This is a genomic window from Desulfovibrio sp. GTC20076, assembly GCF_055385905.1.
Genome location: NZ_AP039366.1, coordinates 2,927,282 through 2,947,078, shown reverse-complemented (window position 1 = coordinate 2,947,078; position 19,797 = coordinate 2,927,282). Strand labels below are relative to the sequence as shown.

Genomic DNA, 19,797 nt, shown 5'->3' with positions numbered 1-19,797 from the left:
CATACGTTTTCAGGCGGTTCTGCCGCAACCGGTGCGGAAGACAGAGGATTCTTGGCGTAAAGCGCCCTAGCCGGCTTCGGCGTTCATGTCGCTCAATAATGTGTCGAGGTCAAGCAGAATGAGCAGACGGTCATCGAGCTTGCCCACCCCCCGAATATACTCCGATCCGATGCCGCACACAACAGGCGGCGCAGGTTCCACCGTGGAGGCGGGAATGCGCAGCACTTCCGAGACGCCGTCAACCAGAAAACCCACGATTTTCTGATTGAACTCCATCACCACAATGCGTGTTTCGGCATTGCGCTCCATCAGGGGCATGTTGAAGCGGGTACGCATGTTGACCACAGGAATAACCTTGCCGCGCAGGTTGATGACGCCCTCGATAAAGCGCGCCGCGTGCGGAACCATAGTTATCTGCATGGGCCGGATAATTTCCTGAACGGAAAGTATATCCACCCCGAATTCTTCTTCGGCAATACGAAACGTGACAAGCTGCAGCCTGTCACCCTCGTGTTCGTCTTCACCCGGGTGCTCAAGAAGGACGGCTTCCGGTGTGGCAGTGCTCATGATCTTACCTCCATACAGTGGCGGATAAACAACCTGCTATCCTTATCGGCAATGCCGCGCCGGACAAAAGGGCGCAGACAAAAGGGCGCATTCACGGCAGGCGGCGCAGGTTTCAGCCGCACCCGCCGGGCGGCGGATGAAGCTGTATTACGCCTTCGTGGCGGATTCTCGCAACAGGCTGTCGCGCAGGTTGTCGGCAAGACACCCCGCTCCGCCCATGTCAAAATCCTTGACTGCCGTCAATATGGCGGCCACTCCTTCGGCGTGGGGGGTGCCGTCGGCCAGCAAAGAAAAATTTTCCATCGCGCTTTCCATCGCGCCCCAATCCGTTTCCATGCGGCGGGGCAGATCCTCCAGAAAGGCCAGCAAGGCCGCGCGGTGTTCCTCTGCCAGTTGCCCGGAACCGCTGGCCGTACGGCAGGTATGCCGCCCCATGCTCCGCACATAGTCGAGCACCCGCCCCATTTCTACCTCAAAAGCCTCCAGCACAGCGTGCTCCGGCAGGTTGTGGGGCAAAAACTCTTCCATCGTGCGGGTAAGTTCGCAGATACGCTCCACGCCCAGGTTGGCGGCTACCCCTTTGACCGTATGCGCCATACGCGCGGCCCCCTTAAGGTTGCCGCTCTCAAGCATTTTGCGCAGACGGGCGGGACTGTCGCCATAGTGGTCAACGAAACGCTGAAGAAGCTCAAAATACAGCTTCCTGTTATCGCCCACAGTAGCAAGACCGGATTCCACATTGATAATGGAAACGGCCTGTGCCGCATCAGGTAAAGCCGCCGTAGCAGGGGCGACCATGCCCCTGCCCGCAGGTGTGCATGCGCCCTGGCTGCCGTTTTCGGGCAGTTCCGCTGCGCCGCCGTCCTCGTGAGCCTGCTTGACAGGGTTGCGCCCAAGACCGCCCACAAGCCATTTTTCCAGTGTGGCGTATAGCGTTTCAGGATTCACGGGCTTGGTAAGATAGTCATTCATGCCCACATCCTTGCCGTCCATACGCGAGGCCATATCTGTGTGGGCGGTCATGGCGACCACCGGCAGGTCAACAGGGCTGATACCCATGGCCCGGATGCGCCGCGTGGCCTCAAGGCCATCCATAACCGGCATCTGCACATCCATAAGCACAAGGCCCAGCGGCGGATGTACGGGATTGTCCAGCAAATCCAGCGCCTCCTGCCCGTTGGCGGCCAGCAGAACCTCAAGCCCGGCCTGCTCAAGCAGCTCACGCGCAATCTGCGCGTTTATCTCGTTGTCTTCCACCACCAGCACGGCAAAAGCCGTGGAAGGCGCCCCCACACTGTCGCCGGCCGGCGCTTCGGCTTGCGGTCCGGCCATGCCAGCCGGGCCGGGCAGAACTGGCATATGGGGCAAGGCAGCCGGGTATGCCGGCCCTGTCAGGCTGGGCGTCTCCGGTAAGCCGGACACGCCGGACACATCGGGCGGGGCAGACCGGATGGAGGATCTATTCCCTGCTGCCCCATCTGCTGGCTGCTCCGCGTCTTCACACCCGCCGGAAGCGTCCGGCTGCTCCATATCCACAGAAAAAGAAAAACGGCTGCCCTGCCCCGGCACGCTGCCCACTTTCAGTTCGCCACCCATAAGGCTGACCAGCTGCCGCGCCAGGGCAAGCCCCAGCCCCAGACCGCTGAAAGAGCGTGTCATGGATTCGTCGCCAAGGGTAAACGGCTCAAAAAGTTTTTTCCACTGCTCCTCGCCCAGGCCCGGCCCGGTATCCGAAACCACAAAGAGCAGTCGTATGGCCCCCTTGCGCATGGGCGGCTCACCCGAAGGCAGGATACGAAAATCCACACTGCCGCTGGCCGTATACTTGACGGCATTGTCCAGCAGAATGCGCAGCACTTCCTCCAGGTGACGCTCGTCGCCCGCCACCACAGCCGGGATGGAGGGATCAAGCACAAAATTGAGGCGCAGGCGCTTTTCAAGGGCCAGCCCCGCCACGCTCTGCCGCAGCAGGTCCATAAGGTCTGCAACGGCAAAAACCTTTCGCTCCGTACGGATGGAACCTTCACTGGCGCTGGAAAAATCCAGGATGCGGTTCACCATATCCAGCAATACACTGCCGGATTTGTTGATCTGCGCCAGGTAATCCCGCTGCACCCCATTAAGATCCGTCTGCAGGCTCAGGTAGCTCATGCCTATAATGGCGTTGAGCGGCGTACGTATTTCATGACTGATACGCCGCAGAAAATCATCCTGCACATGTGAGGCCCTCTGGGCCAGCTCCAGCGAGGTAAGCGCCTGCGACCGGGCCAGCACCGCCTGCTGGCGGCTTCTGCGTGCGCGCTGTTCCGCCTCTCTGAGCTCACGGATACGCGAATAGAGCGTTCCCTTCATGCGCTGCAACGAGGCGAACATGACCGCCAGTTCATCCCTGTGCCGCAGGTGCAGCGGCAGCGGATCCAGTCCGGCGGCGACGCTTTCGGCATACCTGCTTACCCGGTCCAGGGGATTGGCTATGCGGCTCTGGAAAATATAGGCATTGCCCAGCACACTGCTGCCGAGCAGCGCCAGCCCCGCCAGGGCGGCCACAAGCGTCCAGCGCAGCGGGGCCTCGCGTTCGCCAAGGCGGGCCAAAAATTCGGCGCGCTGCTTGTCGCCCAGCCTGCGCGCAGCTTCAGCTATGGAGTCCGGAATACGGGCCAGGCCGTTGTCGTGTACCCAAAGCAGGGCCGCTTGCCTGTCTTGCCGGGCCTGCGCCACGCTCGCCTCCGGCCCGCTTTTAAGGGCATTGCGCACAGCGGCTTCCGTCATTGATTCCAGCAGGACAAGCTGGGCCACAATAGACTGCACCTGGGCGCGTACGGGACCGGTCGTTTCCAGCCCGTCGACCAGCGAGGTCAACGAGCGGCGCTCACCGGGCGCAATCTGGGCCGTTGACGGGCGGGGGGCCTCGCCCCGCTCCATGCGCAGCAGATGCCGCCAGCGTTCTAGATGAAAAGTATCGCCGGTGCTGATGTAATCAAGGGCCGCTCGATAATTCTCGCGCGAAATGCCGCCTATTTCCGCCAGCAGGCTTTCAAGATGATGGTAATTATGCAGGAGGCCGTTGATCTCGTACAGACTGCGGCCAAGCCAGCCCGTGCACAGGCTGAGCAGAAGGACCAGGCACAGTTGCGCCATGTTGGAAGTTTTTATAAGCGCTCTTATACTCATGCCTTGTGTTCCCGTATCCGGGCGGTCCCGCAGGGCAGATTGCGGACGCGACGGCAGTGCGGTTCCAGAATGGTGAGGAGCAGACGGCCTGTTCCGGCGTGCGGCGCCCGGAAACATTTCCGAACAGAGCGGCCGGGGCTGTAGTAAATGTTGACGCTCAAAAACACTTTTCCGCCGGACGGGGCGTAACGTCCGCTCTGTGCCGGGCCATATACGCAGGGCGGCCGCCTTGATTGCTTGTGCTGCGTCGGAAGGAAAGGGCTTTTTGCAGCAGGCGATTACTTGAGAATGAACCCTAACACAGGCCAAGCAGGCCGTAAATGGCCTGCATGTCCAGGGACGCTTCCACAGTGTCGGCCAGGCGGTCCAGTTCCGGCCCAAGACCATAGGACGCTCCGGCAAGGGGGGCCAGACCGGCGTCCTGCCGGAGCGCCGCCAGAAATGCGTGCCTGAAGGCATCCGCATCAAAAAGCCCGTGCATGTAACTGCCCCACACCCGCGCCCGCCCCGCAGCGTCGCACAGCCCCCAGCCCAGAGGTCGGCCCGCCGTATCGGCCATAACCACACGCAGGCCGGGGCCGCCAGCGTCCGCCTCCTGTCCGGCAAGGGGCAGGGTACGGCCGTGGTGTATCTCATACCCGGCCACTTCCTGGGCAGGAAGCAGCGCCCCGGTTTCGCCGGGTATTTCTCCCTTCGGCAGGACCGCGGTCAGGCATCGGCAGGCCCGTCCGCTGACGCGGAGCAACTGCTTTGCTGCTTCCAGCCGGGTTGCCAGCGGCAGCAGGTCAAGACCCGGCTCCTGACCGCCCTCTTCAAGGCCAAGGGGGTCGGCTATGACCCGGCCGAGCATCTGCAGTCCCCCGCATATGCCGGCCAGAACCCCGCGCTGCCGCTCCATGGCGGTACGGGCGAAAAGAACTATGGCGTCCGCCAGCCCCGTTGCCCGCAAAAAACGCAGGTCTGCTGCCGTGTTGCGACTGCCCGGCAGGATTACGGCATGGGGCTGCCCCCAGTCTTCGGCCCGGCGCACGATGCGCACCCGCAGGCCATGCTCCTGGCGCAGGGCGTCAAGGTCCGTGGCGTTACTGATGTGCGGCAGGTCCGGCACAAGCACATCCAGTACGCCGCCAGCCGCGGCGGCCCCACCGTCCATGCCCTTCATACCCGCCATATCCAGGCCGGGAGTGATCCCCAGCTTGAAGCTGACGGAATCCTCTTCGGGCAGGCGCAGATTTTCCAGCATGGGCACGACGCCCCAGAAGGGCTTGCCCGTGCGCCGGGTGAGCATGTGCAGGGCCGGATCCAGTAGGCCCGGGTCACCACGAAACTTGTTGAGAATAAATCCCGCCACCCGCGCCCTTTCCGCCCGGGTCAGCAAGGTCATGGTTCCCGCCAGGGCCGCAAAAGCTCCGCCCCTGTCAATATCCGCCACAAGGGCCACATGTGCGCGCGCGTAACGGGCCATACGCATGTTGACGATATCATGGGCCTTGAGATTTATCTCCGCCGGGCTGCCCGCGCCCTCGAGCACCACCACATCAGCCCCGGACGCAAGGCTGCGGTAGGCACGGCGTACGGCCTTCCAGGCCTCCGGTTTATAGCGCAGGTAGGCCCCCACACGCATCTGCCCCACAGGCTCGCCCAGCACAATGACCTGCGACCCGGTGTGGGACGTGGGCTTGAGCAGCACCGGGTTCATGCGCACATCTGCGGGCAGGCCGCAGGCGGCGGCCTGGAGCGCCTGGGCGCGCCCCATCTCCTTGCCGTCGTGGGTGACAAAAGAATTGAGGGCCATGTTCTGCGCCTTGAAAGGCACGACCCTGAGGCCACGGCGGGCCAGAAGACGGCACAGAGCCGCCGTGAGCAGGCTTTTACCCGCGTTGGAGCAGGTTCCCTGCAGCATGAGGGCCGGGGGCAGATCATCCGGCCCCGCGACGGAACGCACGGCTGGCGGTGTGCCGGACGGCGCAGGCCCGGCCATATGTGGAGAGCGCAAAAAAGACATGCCCCTTCATACGCCCAAGAGGCGATCCGGGCAAGATACGGCACGGCCGCACAGCCCTGCCGGGAACGAACTTGCACAGAGGCTGCCCATTTCGTATAAAGACAGGAAGAAAAACAGGAGCGGCCACGCCCCCGGCCCCTGTGAGGCGGCGCGGAACGGCATGAGCGGCAACAGCGGGCATGCACGGCGGACCGGAATACTCTGGAGATAATAAATTATGAAACGCTTTCTGCTCTGGACAATGGGTATCGTGCTGGCAGCCGTTGCTGTTCTGGCCGTCATGCTCGGCCGGATGGACACGGACTTCGTGATCCGGCAGATCGCCGACGCCACGGCCGGGGCCACAGGCAAGCCCCTTGTGTTTGAAAGTTCGCCGAAAATATCCTTTTTTCCTCCCGGCGTCAGTTTTGGGCAGGCCCGGTGGGGACAGGCGGAGCAGGACGACAGTCTTGCCGTTTCCGTCAAGGGCGGCATGGCCGAACTTGAATTCATGCCGCTGCTGTCCGGCAATGTGGTCCTGCGCGAGGTCCGGCTGGACAACCCCACGGTCACTGTGCGGCAAAACGCGCAGGTCATAAAAAACGGCAAACAGCCGACAGATGCCGCAGCGGCTGAAAAGAATGCTGCGGCGGACAACGGGAGCGCCGGAGAGAACACCAGCCCCGCCAAAAGCGTAAAACCGGACGCCGCGCCCCGTGACGCCGCGCCGCCCGTCGAGCTTAAGCGTCTGGTCATACGCCAGGGGTCTCTGAATATTACCGATACGCAGGGGCAGGACATCAAGATCAGTGACCTGAATATTTCTGCAGAAAATCTGCGCCCGGAGCAGGAAACAACTGCCAGGTGCGACTTTACCATCGCCCTGGGCGACGCTCCGGGAACACCCGGGCATATCTCGGGCAACCTGGCCCTGTCGGCCAAGCTCCGCTATGCGCCACCCATGCTCACCCTGCGCCAGGCATCCCTGACGTTCAACCCGCTTTCCGGCCCGCTGCCCAGAGAAGCCGGTCCCCTGCAACTCAATATTGAAGGCAGCCTGGACCTGAACAGCATGCGGATGCGCGTGGACAAGGGCTGGCTTGCCACGCCCCAGGCGCGCCTGGGCATTCAGGGCGAGGCCGCGTTCAGTCCTCCGGCCTTCACCGGCAATGCCGAAATAGACGGCTCACCCCGCAAGCTTGCGGCCATGGTCGGGCTGAACCTCAAGCCCGTGGCGCAGGGCGTCACAGACGGGCTGAACCTCAAGGCCCGGCTGGCCTACGGCAATAACAGCCTCAATCTTTCAGATATTCACGCCCGCGTGGATGACATCACCCTGCGCGGCCAGTTCCGCCTGGGCCTTGAGCCGGGCGCGCCTCTGTCCATAACTGCCGATGTCCAGGTCGGCGCCATCAATCTGGATAATTACCTGCCCCTGCCTGCAGCCCCAGCAAAAAACAGCAAAACAGACGCAGCACCCGCAAACGCAAGCACCGTCGCCAGCAAAAAAGAAAAAGGCGAGGCAGGCAAAACGCCCATGCCGGACATCAATATCCGCCTGACCCTTGCGGGCCTGAACAAGGACAAACTTCAGTTCCGTGATATACAACTGGCGGCACAAGGCCTGCGGGGCAACTACACCATCACCGCCCTTAGCGCCATTCTCGGCAGCGGCGGCAAGGTGCGTGCCACAGGAGCCGCCCGGCTGGCCGACACCGCCAGCCCCGCCTATGCAGTCAAAGGCACGGCCTCGGATGTAAATCTGGGCAACCTGCTGGAAAGCCTTGGCAAAGGGCGCCCCCTGAGTGGTACGGCCCTGCTTGAGGCAGACCTGACCATGGCCGGAAAAGACGTCACCGCCCTGCAAAACAGCCTTTCCGGCAAAGGGCTGCTCGAAATCCGCCGGATGCGCCTGGAATCCGTACCAACCCTGCCCCAGAACATTCCCGGCCTTCAGGGGCGAGTACCCGACACTTTTGAACTGGTACGCGCGCCCTTCACAGCGCGGAGCGGCGAAATAGACGTCAATCCGTTCAGTGCCAGCGCACAGGGCCTCAATGCACGGGGACGCGCAGCCATAAACCTGCCGCGCCAGCACCTGGACGCCACGGTCAACGTGGAGACACTGGGCATGACCATACCGTTGATGATTCGCGGGCCGTTCGACAATATCTCGTATTCTGCGGATCCGCGCTTCGCTCTGGACGCCGCCAGCAAGCTGCCCGCCATCTTGCAGGGCAAAACCTCAAAAAGCGGCACAGACCCGCAGCGACAGGACGGCATGCGCGGCGCCGGGGACCTTATACGGGGCCTTTTCGGACGCTGATTTCCGGCGCGGACAGCCGAAAACCCTGCACCCCGGCAGGCCGGAGAGCCGTGCAGGATGAAAAGCAGCCAAGGGCGCACTGCCGCAGCCGGGCAAAACGGATGCCTTGCCACCTGTCTTGGTGTTGCGGCGGGAGCAGGTCTGGAGTACCCTTGTGGGAATGCGCGCAAAAAGCGGAGCCACAGGCCTTTCCGACCCGGCACACCGGACGGACGACGCCATACAGGCCGGAAGCGGCGCGGCGACTTTTTCATCCGGCAAGGCTTGCCTTTTCCGCCTGACAGGCTAAAGCTTTTGAGCAGGCGGGCGTTAAGAAATCATGAGGGCCATTTACGGCCCGCTCGCGCAAGAATATCTTGCGGCGCTGCAGGTCTGTCTGCGGCCCGTCACGGCATGTCCGCTGAGCAGAGCTACCGGCCTGTAACGCGGCCTGCGGCAGTTCTCCGGGCGATGGTTCGTCCCGGCACGGCAGGTAAAAAAACGACACAGGATGAATTGAGCCTACAGGCGGCACTATGTATTTATTAATTGGTCTGGCCATCGTCGCAGGTTCGGTGTTCACGGGCTACACCCTGGCCCACGGTGAATGGGGTATCCTTTTCCAGCCTGCGGAATTTATTATTATTCTGGGTTGCGGCCTGGGAGCTTTTTTTGGCTCGCAGACCAAGTATACCTTCGGGCTTATTCTCAAAAGCCTGAAACACCTCTTTGCGGACCCCGGTTCAAGCAAAGGGCGCTACCTGGAAACACTGGCCCTGCTCTATGCGCTTTTTTCCAAGATGCACCGCGAGGGCGTCATCAGTATTGAAAGTGATGTGGAAAAACCCGAATCCAGTCCCATTTTCAGCAAATATCCCAATGTTTCCAAAGATACCAAGGTTGTCAACTTCATAGGCGATACCCTGCGGGTCTACCTGACCACTGGCGACCCCGCAGACATCGACAGTCTTATGGATGTCGACATTACCACCATGCGCGAAGAAGGCATCCTGCCTGCGCATGCCGTGTCACACATGGCCGAATCACTGCCGGGCATGGGTATTGTGGCCTGCGTTCTCGGCGTGGTGCTTGCCATGGGCAAGATCAACGAGCCGCCGGAAGTGCTCGGGCACTATATCGGGGCGGCCCTTGTGGGTACGTTCTTCGGTATTCTCTGCTGCTACGGCCTGTTTGGCCCCATGGGTTCCAAGCTTGAAAACTATGTGGCCGAAGAGCATTTCTACTATCACTCTGTCAAAGAGGCCGTGGCTGCCGCCATTCGCGGCTCCACACCCCTTATTGCCGTGGAGTACGGACGCAGGGCCATCCCCTATCCTTTCCGCCCCAGCTTCGCGGAAATGGAAGACAAGCTGAAGAGCGGCTAGGCAATCGGCGCGGCCTTCGGGCTGCCTGCCATATCTTGCTGAACTTTACACCGCAGGGCGCCCTGCACACTCTGTGGCGCAGGCATTTCCGAGCGTCCGGATCCCGGGGCACAGGCGCATAACAGATGCGGGGCGACTTTTCCCGTCCGGGCATCCGGGACCACCAGGGCGCGGAAGATAAAGACGGGTGCAGCAAGGCCGCAGCCGGGCGCCTGCACCGTGCCGGGCAATGGCGCGGTATGACGGCCCCCTTTCTTCCGCCAGCAATCTGGTGTATCTTTTGTGTCACACAGGGGATGCGGCGCTTCCGGTGCCGGAGCTTTTCCGGCAGGCCGCCCCGAACCGGCAACGCCGCGCCTGCCGCAGGGCAGAACGCACAACGCGGCCGATCCGGCAGCCCGCACCGGGCACGGTATAAACCTGAGGAGTCTGCTTTATGGGCGGCGCATGGAAAGTCGCTTACGCCGACTTTGTTACGGCCATGATGGCCTTCTTTCTTCTGCTCTGGGTTCTCAGCATGGTTCCACCCGAAACACGGGCGGGCCTTGCCGCCTATTTCAGCGGTGACCGCAACTTTGACTCCAGCTCCACATCCCCCGTCTCCAACAATCCCTTTATCCAGAATACAGACAAGATTGACACGCGCGACATCAAGATCAGCGAAGTGGAAAAATCCCACTATGCCATTGCCCAGAAGATCAAGCAGCTGCTCATGGCCGATTCCGTTCCGCAGAGTGCTTCGGGCATCAGCGCTGATGACGTGGGTGTACAACTGCGGGTCAACTCCGACATCATGTTCAAGCCCGGCACTGTTGAACTGCTGCCCGAGGGCGACAAGGTGCTTTCGTCCGTGCTCAGCCTGATGGAAGAATATAATCTGTACCTGGTGGTCCGCGGCCATGCGGATTCCGTCGAAGCGGCTCCGCCCTACGCCTCTGCCTGGGAACTGTCGGGAGCGCGCGCCGCCGCCATGGTCAACTATCTGGCGCAGCGCGGCATCAAGGCCACCCGGATGCGCGCTGTCAGCTACGGCGATACCCGCCCGCTCAAGCCGGGCATTGACGAGCAAAGCCGCGCCATGAACCGGCGTGTAGAGTTTTTCTTCCATCGGCCCGAGGTCATGTCGTACAGCGTGGTTTACTAGGGGCGGATTACCAGACACGGCCTGCAACGGGCGCTCCCGCAGCAAAAACGGGGCAGCCCTGGTCAAGAGACCTGATGCTGCAGCATCCGTTGCCGGGCAGGACTCCCCGCCGGGACGTAAAACACAGCCCGGACACCGCCAGAACCCGGATACGGCCCCCCAGCCCTGCCGCAGACCCTCCGGCACAGTGCGCGCGGCATATCGCGCGCGTTTTTTGTGGCACAGTACAGCCGTGCGGGAACAGCCGGGAAAAGGCCACAGGGCGTCTGGCCCGGACCGCGACCAGTGACCGTCCGGCATACCGACCCGCGCGCGGTCCGATATTTTCTCACTGCGCCACGGGGCGCACAGCCACCAGGAACATTCATGCCGCTCATCTTTCTCGTAGGCCCCAGAGCCTGCGGCAAAACCACCGTAGGGCGCACCCTGGCCCGGCGGCTTGGCCTGCCCTTTGTGGATACGGACCATTTTCTCCATCACCAGACGGGGCGCACCGTGGCCCAGATAGTCGCAGCCGAGGGCTGGCCCGGCTTCCGCCGCCTCGAAAGCGAGGCCCTGCGCGCCACAGCCGGGCTGCATCAGACTTCCGGGGCCGTTATCGCCACCGGCGGCGGTATGGTCCTGGACGCACAAAACCGCGCCTTCATGCGTGAGCAGGGGTGCGTGTTCTATCTGTCGGCTTCTGCGGAAGCACTGGTCGCCCGTCTGTCGGGCAACCCTCTTGCTGCTCAAAGGCCCTCGCTCACCGGAACCGACATCAGGGAAGAAGTTGCCCAGGTCCTGCAGGAGCGGCTCCCCCTCTATGAACAGACCGCCCACCACCGGCTTGATGCGGCGCTTTCGCCCGGGCGCATCTGCGCACAGGCCCTGACCCTGCTGTGCGGGCCGGACGATCCAGCCGCACCGACTGTGCCGGAAAGCGGCAAGGACATCCCACAAGCCCCCGCTCCGGACGGAGGTGCCACGAGTGCATAGCCTCTTTCCGGATGCCTCCGCCCCCGGGCAGCCGCTGGTTACGGTGCTGTTGCCCGCCTACAACGCCGCCCACACCCTTGAAGCCGCCCTGCACAGCCTTTTTACGCAGCGCCCGGCGGAGAGCGCTCTCCTGCCACCCTTTGAAATACTCGTTGTTGACGACGGCTCCACCGATGGCACTCCTGCCCTGCTGCGGCGCCTGGGCCTCTCGCCCCTTGCCCAGGGGCGGTTGCGGGTTCTGCATGTGGCACATGAGGGCATTGCGGCGGCCCTCAACGCCGGACTTGCCTCGGCGCGCGGCAGCCTGATCGCCCGCATGGATGCCGACGATATGGCCCGGCCCGAGCGCCTGGCCCTGCAGACGGCCCATCTGTGGAACAATCCGGAGCTTGATCTTTCTGCCAGCCTGGTGGGCTTTGGCGGCGACCGCCGCCTTGCGCACGGGTTTGCCTGTTTTGTGGACTGGCAGAACAGTCTGCGTTCCCACGCAGAAATCAGCCGGGGGCGCTTCAGGGACACGCCGGTCTGTCACCCTTCTGTCATGTTCCGCCGCAGCGCGGTAGAAAAATGGGGAACCTACGCAGACGGAAATTTTGCGGAAGACTGGGAACTGTGGCTACGCTGGCTGCACAACGGCGCGCGCATGGAAAAACTGCCGCAGGAACTGCTCACCTGGAATGACGCGCCCACCCGCGCCACCAGAGCTGACCGCCGCTATGCGGCCACAGCCTGTGACAGGCTGCGCGCACTCTGGCTGGCTCGCCACCTTGAACAGCACAACCCTTTTCATCCTTACGTATGGGTCGTGGGCGGCGGCCGCGTGGCCCGCAGACGGCTCGCACCCCTGTGGGACCTGGGCGTGCGCCCGATGGCATACATTGATATTGATCCGAAAAAAATCGGCAACGTGGTAGGCGGCATTCCCGTACGCGGGCGCGATGCCCTGCCCGGTCCCGATGCCTGCTGCGTGCTCAACGCGCTTACGGCACATGGCGCGGCGGAAGAGGCCGCTGGCTGGCTGGCGGCACAAGGGTTCCGACGGGAGCAGTGGATACTTGTCTGATCAACCAATCAATTTGATTTATATTGCCATTTGACGCAAGTGTTTTCTTTCATGAGCAGACATGCGCCCAAACGGTGAAATGCGCCTTTCCGGGTGTTTTCTGTCGGCTCCACCGCCATTACGGTGCACGATTTCCAGCATTTCCCACATCCGCAAAAGTCAAAAAGGCTCAGAACTACCTTTTTTTCAACATAGTGTTTTATATATACTTTTTTAAAAATCTTATGGACCTTGCGAAATTTGTCACCAATACCCTTTGACAGAACATGCCCAAGCAGATATGTTGCAAGGGCTTAATGTTTTTTTCATTCCTTCAATCCGTCATCATTCGGGAGGATGCGGCATGCTGGACCTTAACATCACAATGGCCTTTCAGCTGGTAAACTTTCTGATCGCCATCTATGTGCTCAACATCCTCCTTATCCGACCCATCCGCGATATCATCAAAAAGCGCAACGGCATCATGGACGGCATGGCCGAAGAGGCCGAGTCCTTTGAGTATCAGGCGGCTGAACGCCTGACCGCCTACGAGGCTGAACTGACCCGCGCCCGCCAGGACGCCGGCCTTACCCGCGAGGAAGGCCGTGCAGCAGGCCTGGAGCAGCAGCAGACCCTTGTGGGTGAAGCCCAGAAAAACGCCCGCGACATTATTGCCGAAACCCGCGAATCACTGCGGGAACAGGCCGCCAAAACCCTTGACGATCTGCGCAATCAGGTGAGCGATTTTTCTTCCCGCCTGGCCGCCAAGCTCATCAAGGGCTAGTTTTTCGCGCTTTTTCGGTACCTGCCGAACGCCCCCGGGCGATTCGGTTTCTTTAGGCACAGTCTACGCTATTGCATATTCTCGAACAGAGGGGGTGGGCTTTGAGCAAATGGAAACACGCGGGTTATATCCTGCCGCTCGTTCTAGCCTTTGCCGCGATTGTTCTCATACCTGTGGGAGCATTCGCTTCCGAAGGGCATGAGGCGCCGCGCTGGGGCGACTTCGGCTGGCGCGTGCTCAACTTCGTGATCTTCGCGGGCATCCTCTGGTACTTTGTTGGTGGGCTTGCCAAGCGTTTCTTCAAGAATCGCCGCGAGACCATCGGCGGAGCACTGGACAACCTGGAAGAACGTCGCGCCAGGGCCAAAGAACAGCTGGCCGCTGTTGAGTCGCGCATTGCCCGCCTCAACGAAGAGCGCGAAGCCATTCTGGCCGAAAGCCGCAAACAGGCCGAAAACCTGAAAGCGGGCATTGTGGAAGAGGCGCACCGTCAGGCGGCGCAAATTGTGGAGCAGGCGCGCATGACCGCTGAAAATGAAGGCCGCACGGTACTTGCTGAAGTACGCGCCGTCATTGCCGACGAAATCGTGGATGCCGCCGAAAAGGCCCTGAGCGGCAAGCTCAATGCCGATGCCCACGACAAGCTTATCGCCAACTCCCTTAAAAAGGTGGTGCTCCATTGATCGACACCGTGGTTGCACGCAGGTACGCCAACGCCATCTTTGCGTTGGGCAAGAAGGATGGGGACGACGCCCTGAGCTCGCGCGGTGAATGCCTTGCCGCTCTCGGCGAAGCGCTTGCCGCCGCGCCCGGACTTGACATGACCCTTAAAAGTCCCGTGATCGGCGTGGAAGAAAAAAAAGCGGTTCTTGACAAACTGCTGGGCAAGCTCAAGGCCGACCAGACGATGCGCAGCTTCTGCTTTTTGCTGGCAGACAAGGAAAGGCTCGCCTTTCTGCGCGAAATTTCCGCCTGGTATGGCAAACTGCTTGACGAAGCCAAGGGCATTGTCCGGGGCGAACTCGTCACGGCAGTAAAACTTTCTGCCGACAAAAAGGCCAAGCTCAAAGAATCGCTGGAAAAGAAAACCGGCACCGCCCTTGAGCTTACCTTTGCCGTCGACAAAGACATACTAGGGGGGATGGTGCTCAAAATGGGTGACCGGGTGCTGGACGCAAGTCTGCGCGCGCAATTGGGTATCCTTCGGGAGACTTTCAAGAGGGGTGAATAGCACATGCAGATCAAAGCGGAAGAGATAAGCAAGATCATTGAGGATCAAATCCAGAACTACGAGCAGCGCGTAGAAATGAGCGAAACCGGCACCGTGCTTTATGTTGGTGACGGCATCGCCCGCGTCTACGGTGTGCAGAACGCCATGTCGATGGAACTGCTGGAATTTCCCGGCGGCATCATGGGCATGGTGCTCAACCTCGAAGAGGACAACGTGGGTGTCGCTCTGCTCGGTTCGGACGTGGGCATCAAAGAAGGCGACCCGGTCAAACGTACCGGCAAGATCTTCTCCGTGCCTGTTGGCGACGGCGTTATGGGCCGCGTGCTCAACCCTCTGGGTGAGCCGATCGACGGCCTCGGCCCCATCGATGCAGCCGAAGTGCGCCCGGTGGAAATCAAGGCCCCCGGCATCATTGCCCGCAAAAGCGTGCATGAGCCCATGCCCACGGGTCTGAAGGCCATTGACGCCATGACTCCTATTGGCCGCGGCCAGCGCGAGCTGATCATCGGCGACCGCCAGACCGGTAAAACCGCCGTTTGCCTCGACGCCATCCTGGCGCAGAAAGAAACGGGCATCCACTGCTTCTACGTGGCCATCGGCCAGAAGAAGTCTTCGGTGGCCCTGGTGGCCGACACGCTGCGCCGTCACGGTGCGCTTGAGTACACCACCATCATTTCCGCCACCGCGTCCGATCCCGCGCCGCTGCAGTACATTGCGGCCTACACGGGCTGCACCATGGCGGAATACTACCGCGACAGCGGCAAACACGCGCTCATCATTTATGACGACCTTTCCAAGCAGGCCGTGGCCTATCGCCAGATGTCCCTGCTACTCCGCCGTCCTCCGGGACGTGAAGCCTTCCCCGGCGACGTCTTCTACCTGCACTCGCGCCTGCTCGAACGCGCGGCCAAGGTAAACGACAGCCTCGGTGCGGGTTCACTGACGGCTCTGCCCATCATTGAAACCCAGGCTGGCGACGTGTCCGCGTACATCCCCACCAACGTGATCTCCATCACCGACGGTCAGGTGTACCTTGAGCCCAACCTTTTCAACGCCGGTGTGCGCCCGGCCATTAACGTGGGTCTTTCCGTGTCCCGCGTAGGTGGCGCGGCGCAGATCAAGGCCATGAAGCAGGTGGCGGGCACCATGCGTCTGGACCTTGCCCAGTACCGCGAACTGGCGGCCTTCGCCCAGTTCGGCTCGGACCTGGACAAGGGGACAAAAGCCAAGCTCGACCGTGGCGCGCGCCTGGTGGAACTGCTCAAGCAGCCCCAGTACCAGCCCATGCCTTCCAATGAACAGGTCGCTTCCATCTACGCCGCTACCCGCGGCCATATGGATGACGTGCCGGTGGAAGACATCCGCCGTTTTGAGGCCGCCCTGCTCACCTTCCTGCGCGACACCAGGAAGGACGTGCTGGACGCCATTAAAGAAAAGCAAGTCATTGACGAGGCTGTGGAAAAAGCGCTTACCGAGGCTATTGCCGCCTTCAAGCAGGGCTGGACGGCCTAGGGGCCCCCAATATCCGGGAGAAAAGCATGCCTTCACTCAAAGACGTAAAAATGAAGATCGTGGGGGTCGGTAAGACCAAGCAGATCACCAAGGCCATGAATATGGTGGCCTCGGCGAAACTGCGCGGCGCCCAGGCCCGCATCGAGCGCTTCAGACCGTACGCGGCCAAATACCGCGACGTGCTCGCCGAACTGTCGAGCAAGGTGGAGGGCACAGCCCACCCCCTGCTGGCCGAGCATGAGGAAAAGAAGCATTGCGCCATTGTGCTGGTGACCTCGGACCGCGGCCTCTGCGGGAGCTTCAACGGCAATATCATTGCCGCTGCGCTCAAGCTGGCCCGGGAGAAAACCGCGGAAGGCCTTGAGGTAAGCTTTGTCTGCATGGGCAAAAAGGGCCGCGATGCCATGAAGTCGTGCGGCTACAAGATCACACAGGCCTACGCTGACCGCATGGGCAGCATAGACTTTGCCCTGGCAAACTCCGTAGCCAAAGAAGTCATCTACGGCTACGAAACGCTTGCTCTTGACGAGGTGTGGCTGATCTACGGCGAGTTTGTGTCCATGGGGCAGCAGCCCCCGCGCAGCCTCTGCCTTCTGCCCCTCAAAACGCCTGAGGCTGAGGAAATCGCCGAAGAAGCCGGAGAACCGCGCTGCGAATACGTATACGAACCGCAGGAAGAAAAGCTGTTGGCGGAGCTTTTGCCCCGCTACGTCAAGGTACAGATCTACCGTGGCATGCTGGACACGTCGGCCAGCGAGCATGCGGCCCGCATGACCGCGATGGACAACGCCACGCGTAACTGTAACGAAATGACCAACATGCTGACCCTGCTCTATAACAAAACGCGGCAGGCTTCCATCACCAGCGAACTCATCGACATCGTCGGCGGCGCTGAAGCGCTGAAGGGTTAAGGAGCCAACTAATGAGCAAAAACATCGGTAAAATCGTCCAGGTTATCGGCGCTGTCGTGGACGTTGAGTTCAGCGACGGCAACCTGCCGAATATCTTCACCGCCCTGGAGATCAAAAACCCGAACAACACCGACGCCCCGGAACTGATCTGTGAAGTGGCACAGCACCTGGGCGACAATGTTGTCCGCACCATCGCAATGGACGCCACCGAAGGTCTGGTGCGCGGTATGGACGCGGTCGATACCGGCCAGCCCATCATGGTGCCCGTGGGCAAGCCCTCCGTGGGCCGTATTCTCAACGTTATCGGCCGCCCCGTGGACGAAATGGGACCCATTAACGCTGAAAAATACTATCCCATTCACCGCCCGGCTCCGGCCTTTACCGACCAGAACACCAAGGTCGAACTGCTGGAAACCGGCATCAAGGTTGTGGACCTGCTTGTGCCCTTTCCCAAGGGCGGCAAGATGGGCCTCTTCGGCGGCGCCGGCGTGGGCAAGACCGTTATCCTGATGGAGATGATCAACAACATCGCCAAGCAGCACGGCGGTTCTTCGGTCTTCGCGGGCGTGGGCGAACGCACCCGTGAAGGGAACGACCTCTATCACGAACTCAAGGATGCGGGCGTTCTGGAACGCGCCACCCTTGTGTACGGGCAGATGAACGAGCCTCCGGGAGCGCGTGCGCGCGTGGCCCTTACCGCTCTGGCCTGCGCGGAATACTTCCGCGATGAAGAACACCAGGACGTGCTCCTCTTCATCGACAACATCTTCCGCTTTACCCAGGCCGGTTCCGAAGTGTCCGCCCTTCTGGGCCGCATGCCTTCGGCCGTGGGCTACCAGCCCACCCTTGGCACGGACCTTGGTTCGCTGCAGGAACGCATCACGTCCACCAATACCGGTTCCATCACGTCGGTGCAGGCCGTTTACGTACCTGCTGACGACCTGACTGACCCGGCCCCGGCCACCACGTTCTCGCACCTGGACGGCACGCTCGTGCTTTCGCGCCAGATCGCGGAACTGGGCATCTACCCCGCCGTGGACCCGCTGGACTCCACCTCGCGCATTCTTGACCCCAACGTGGTGGGTGAAGAACACTACGCGGTGGCCCGGCGTGTGCAGATGGTGCTGCAGAAGTACAAAGAACTGCAGGACATCATCGCCATTCTCGGCATGGACGAACTGTCGGACGAAGACAAGCTCACCGTGGCGCGCGCGCGCCGCATCCAGCGCTTCCTGTCCCAGCCCTTCCACGTGGCCGAAACCTTTACCGGCACTCCCGGCCAGTACGTGAACCTCGAAGACACCATCAAGGGCTTCAAGGGCATTCTGGACGGCGCCTATGACCACATGGCTGAAGGCGACTTCTACATGCTGGGCGGTATTGAACAGGCCGTGGCCAAGTATGAGCAGCGCAAGCTGCAGGAAGAAAACTAAGAGCGTTGACGCCTGTCATGCGGCCGGGCACGCAGCCCGGCCGCATGACAGCCATAGCTGGCATACAGGAGCGAAGGAGTACCTATGGGCACACTGCAACTGGAAGTGGTGACGCCGGACAAAACCGTGGTCAGCGGCGAAGTTGAAATGGCCGTTTGCCCCGGAATTGAAGGCGAATTCGGCGTGCTGCCCAAGCACGTCTCCCTGCTCTCCGCTCTCAAGACTGGTGGCCTGCGTTACAAGACGCCGGGCGGCAAGGAAGAGTACATTTTCATATCCGGCGGCTTTGCCGACGTAAATAATGATGTGCTCACCGTGCTGGCCGAATCTGCCGAACTGGCGCAGGATATAGACACCGCAAGAGCCATGGCCGCCAAAGAACGCGCCGAAAAGCGTATTGCCGACCATGCCGAGCAGACCGATGTAACCCGCGCTGAAGCGGCCTTGCACCGGGCTTTGATCCGCCTGCAAGTGGCCCAGCTGCGCTGACCACAAGTGTTTCGTATCAAAGGCCGCGTGTTGCGCAAGCATAACGCGGCCTTTTTCTTTGCCCGCCGCACATGCTCCCACACGCCGCACGGAGGGGCAGGCTCAAGCTGGCCTGCCAGCTGACACGGGCTGACTACGTCATATCCTTCTGTATCTGGCCCAGAAGACCGCGCGACTGACACGCAAACAGGCAGCCGGGCATTGACCGATTGCCGGCAGTGCATGCACATATGCCTTCATCCGGAAATTTTAAGCGCGACAATGGCCGCCACGATCAAACCGACATAACACGCCTTACGAAAACTTCTTTTCTCTCCCCAGAACAGCAGCCCCGATGCCACAGTGCCGATGACGCCGATGCCGGTATAGGATGTATAGGCTATGGACACATCAATCTGCCGCAATGCCAGATACAGAAAAAACAGCGAGCTTGTGAGTCCCAGCCCGTAAATCACAAATCCTCTGGCATAACGCCTGAATGCGATATCCCTGACCCCGGCCACAACAACAATTTCCAGCAGCCCGGCCATAACCAGATACACCCAGCTCATGTCAGCCTTCTTCCCTTTTGAGTTGAATAATGGAAAACAAAATAACGGCAATGGCCGTAACCGCCGTGAGCGTTATCCTTTTATCAAAAAAGCAGACATCAAGCAGATAGGTTCCCACCGTGCCGAAAGTCACAAAAAGTACGTAGGCGATGGAAGCCTCCATCCTTTTTGTCGCCAGAACCAAAAAAATAAAACTACCCGCGATGCACGCCAGGGTTACAGCCCATTCCAGGGGTTGTTGGGCATACTTCAGGCCCGCAGCCCAGGCGATTTCCAGACCGCTGGCAACAAGCAGCAGAACCCAGCTCAGCAT

The 19,797-nt window shown here is 61.0% G+C and carries 17 protein-coding genes; 12 read left to right on the top strand and 5 right to left on the bottom strand.

All coding sequences use genetic code 11. The features are described from left to right. Nucleotides 1-66: 66 nt before the first annotated feature. From ACZ495_RS12920 to ACZ495_RS12910, 3 genes are all read right to left on the bottom strand, one after another. Complete coding sequence (locus ACZ495_RS12920; RefSeq protein WP_015939180.1) at nucleotides 67-567, bottom strand: chemotaxis protein CheW; 501 nt, start codon at nucleotides 565-567, stop codon at nucleotides 67-69. A gap of 147 nt (nucleotides 568-714) precedes the next feature. Continuing rightward, the gene (locus tag ACZ495_RS12915; RefSeq protein WP_464262385.1) at nucleotides 715-3,738 is read right to left on the bottom strand and encodes a response regulator; all 3,024 of its coding nucleotides are present in this window, start codon (nucleotides 3,736-3,738) and stop codon (nucleotides 715-717) included. 295 nt (nucleotides 3,739-4,033) lie between these two features. Then, entirely contained in the window at nucleotides 4,034-5,641 is a 1,608-nt protein-coding gene (locus ACZ495_RS12910) for a cobyric acid synthase (RefSeq protein WP_072311354.1), read from the bottom strand. 319 nt (nucleotides 5,642-5,960) lie between these two features. Between ACZ495_RS12910 and ACZ495_RS12905 the strand changes: the two genes are divergently transcribed. The 12 genes from ACZ495_RS12905 (at nucleotide 5,961) to ACZ495_RS12850 (ending at nucleotide 18,933) form a co-directional block, all read left to right on the top strand. Beyond that, nucleotides 5,961-8,048, top strand: a complete 2,088-nt coding sequence (locus tag ACZ495_RS12905) for an AsmA family protein (protein WP_464262384.1) — start codon at nucleotides 5,961-5,963, stop codon at nucleotides 8,046-8,048. Between the two features lie 515 nt (nucleotides 8,049-8,563). Continuing rightward, the gene (gene motA, locus ACZ495_RS12900; RefSeq protein WP_015939184.1) at nucleotides 8,564-9,412 is read left to right on the top strand and encodes a flagellar motor stator protein MotA; all 849 of its coding nucleotides are present in this window, start codon (nucleotides 8,564-8,566) and stop codon (nucleotides 9,410-9,412) included. Nucleotides 9,413-9,848: 436 nt separating this feature from the next. Then, complete coding sequence (locus tag ACZ495_RS12895; protein WP_015939185.1) at nucleotides 9,849-10,556, top strand: OmpA/MotB family protein; 708 nt, start codon at nucleotides 9,849-9,851, stop codon at nucleotides 10,554-10,556. A 366-nt stretch (nucleotides 10,557-10,922) separates the two neighbouring features. Then, nucleotides 10,923-11,531: a shikimate kinase AroL gene (gene aroL / locus ACZ495_RS12890; protein WP_015939186.1), complete on the top strand. Its 609-nt coding sequence runs from the start codon at nucleotides 10,923-10,925 to the stop codon at nucleotides 11,529-11,531. Then, the gene (locus ACZ495_RS12885) at nucleotides 11,524-12,594 is read left to right on the top strand and encodes a glycosyltransferase (protein WP_015939187.1); all 1,071 of its coding nucleotides are present in this window, start codon (nucleotides 11,524-11,526) and stop codon (nucleotides 12,592-12,594) included. The genes aroL and ACZ495_RS12885 overlap by 8 nt, the downstream gene beginning before the upstream one ends. Nucleotides 12,595-12,937: 343 nt before the next feature. Next, a complete protein-coding gene (locus ACZ495_RS12880) occupies nucleotides 12,938-13,357 on the top strand; it encodes an ATP synthase F0 subunit B (RefSeq protein ID WP_015939188.1) in 420 nt (139 codons plus the stop codon). Nucleotides 13,358-13,458: 101 nt separating this feature from the next. Then, a complete protein-coding gene (locus ACZ495_RS12875; RefSeq protein ID WP_015939189.1) occupies nucleotides 13,459-14,040 on the top strand; it encodes a F0F1 ATP synthase subunit B family protein in 582 nt (193 codons plus the stop codon). After that, the gene (gene atpH, locus ACZ495_RS12870; protein WP_015939190.1) at nucleotides 14,037-14,588 is read left to right on the top strand and encodes an ATP synthase F1 subunit delta; all 552 of its coding nucleotides are present in this window, start codon (nucleotides 14,037-14,039) and stop codon (nucleotides 14,586-14,588) included. The genes ACZ495_RS12875 and atpH overlap by 4 nt, the downstream gene beginning before the upstream one ends. 3 nt (nucleotides 14,589-14,591) lie before the next feature. After that, nucleotides 14,592-16,100 carry a F0F1 ATP synthase subunit alpha gene (atpA, locus tag ACZ495_RS12865; RefSeq protein WP_015939191.1) on the top strand — a complete coding sequence of 503 codons (1,509 nt, stop codon included), beginning with the start codon at nucleotides 14,592-14,594 and terminating at the stop codon, nucleotides 16,098-16,100. Nucleotides 16,101-16,126: 26 nt separating this feature from the next. After that, nucleotides 16,127-17,011 (top strand): F0F1 ATP synthase subunit gamma, encoded by an 885-nt coding sequence (locus ACZ495_RS12860; RefSeq protein WP_015939192.1) that lies wholly within the window; start codon nucleotides 16,127-16,129, stop codon nucleotides 17,009-17,011. 11 nt (nucleotides 17,012-17,022) lie between these two features. Next, a complete protein-coding gene (atpD, locus tag ACZ495_RS12855; protein ID WP_015939193.1) occupies nucleotides 17,023-18,444 on the top strand; it encodes a F0F1 ATP synthase subunit beta in 1,422 nt (473 codons plus the stop codon). 84 nt (nucleotides 18,445-18,528) lie between these two features. After that, nucleotides 18,529-18,933, top strand: coding sequence for a F0F1 ATP synthase subunit epsilon (locus ACZ495_RS12850; RefSeq protein WP_464262383.1), 405 nt, complete (start codon nucleotides 18,529-18,531; stop codon nucleotides 18,931-18,933). A gap of 236 nt (nucleotides 18,934-19,169) precedes the next feature. On the opposite strand, the gene ACZ495_RS12845 is transcribed toward ACZ495_RS12850, so the two are convergent. Together ACZ495_RS12845 and ACZ495_RS12840 are read right to left on the bottom strand one after the other, a co-directional pair. Continuing rightward, a complete protein-coding gene (locus tag ACZ495_RS12845; RefSeq protein WP_296983149.1) occupies nucleotides 19,170-19,484 on the bottom strand; it encodes a DMT family transporter in 315 nt (104 codons plus the stop codon). 1 nt (nucleotide 19,485) lies between these two features. Beyond that, nucleotides 19,486-19,797 (bottom strand): DMT family transporter, encoded by a 312-nt coding sequence (locus tag ACZ495_RS12840; RefSeq protein WP_015939196.1) that lies wholly within the window; start codon nucleotides 19,795-19,797, stop codon nucleotides 19,486-19,488.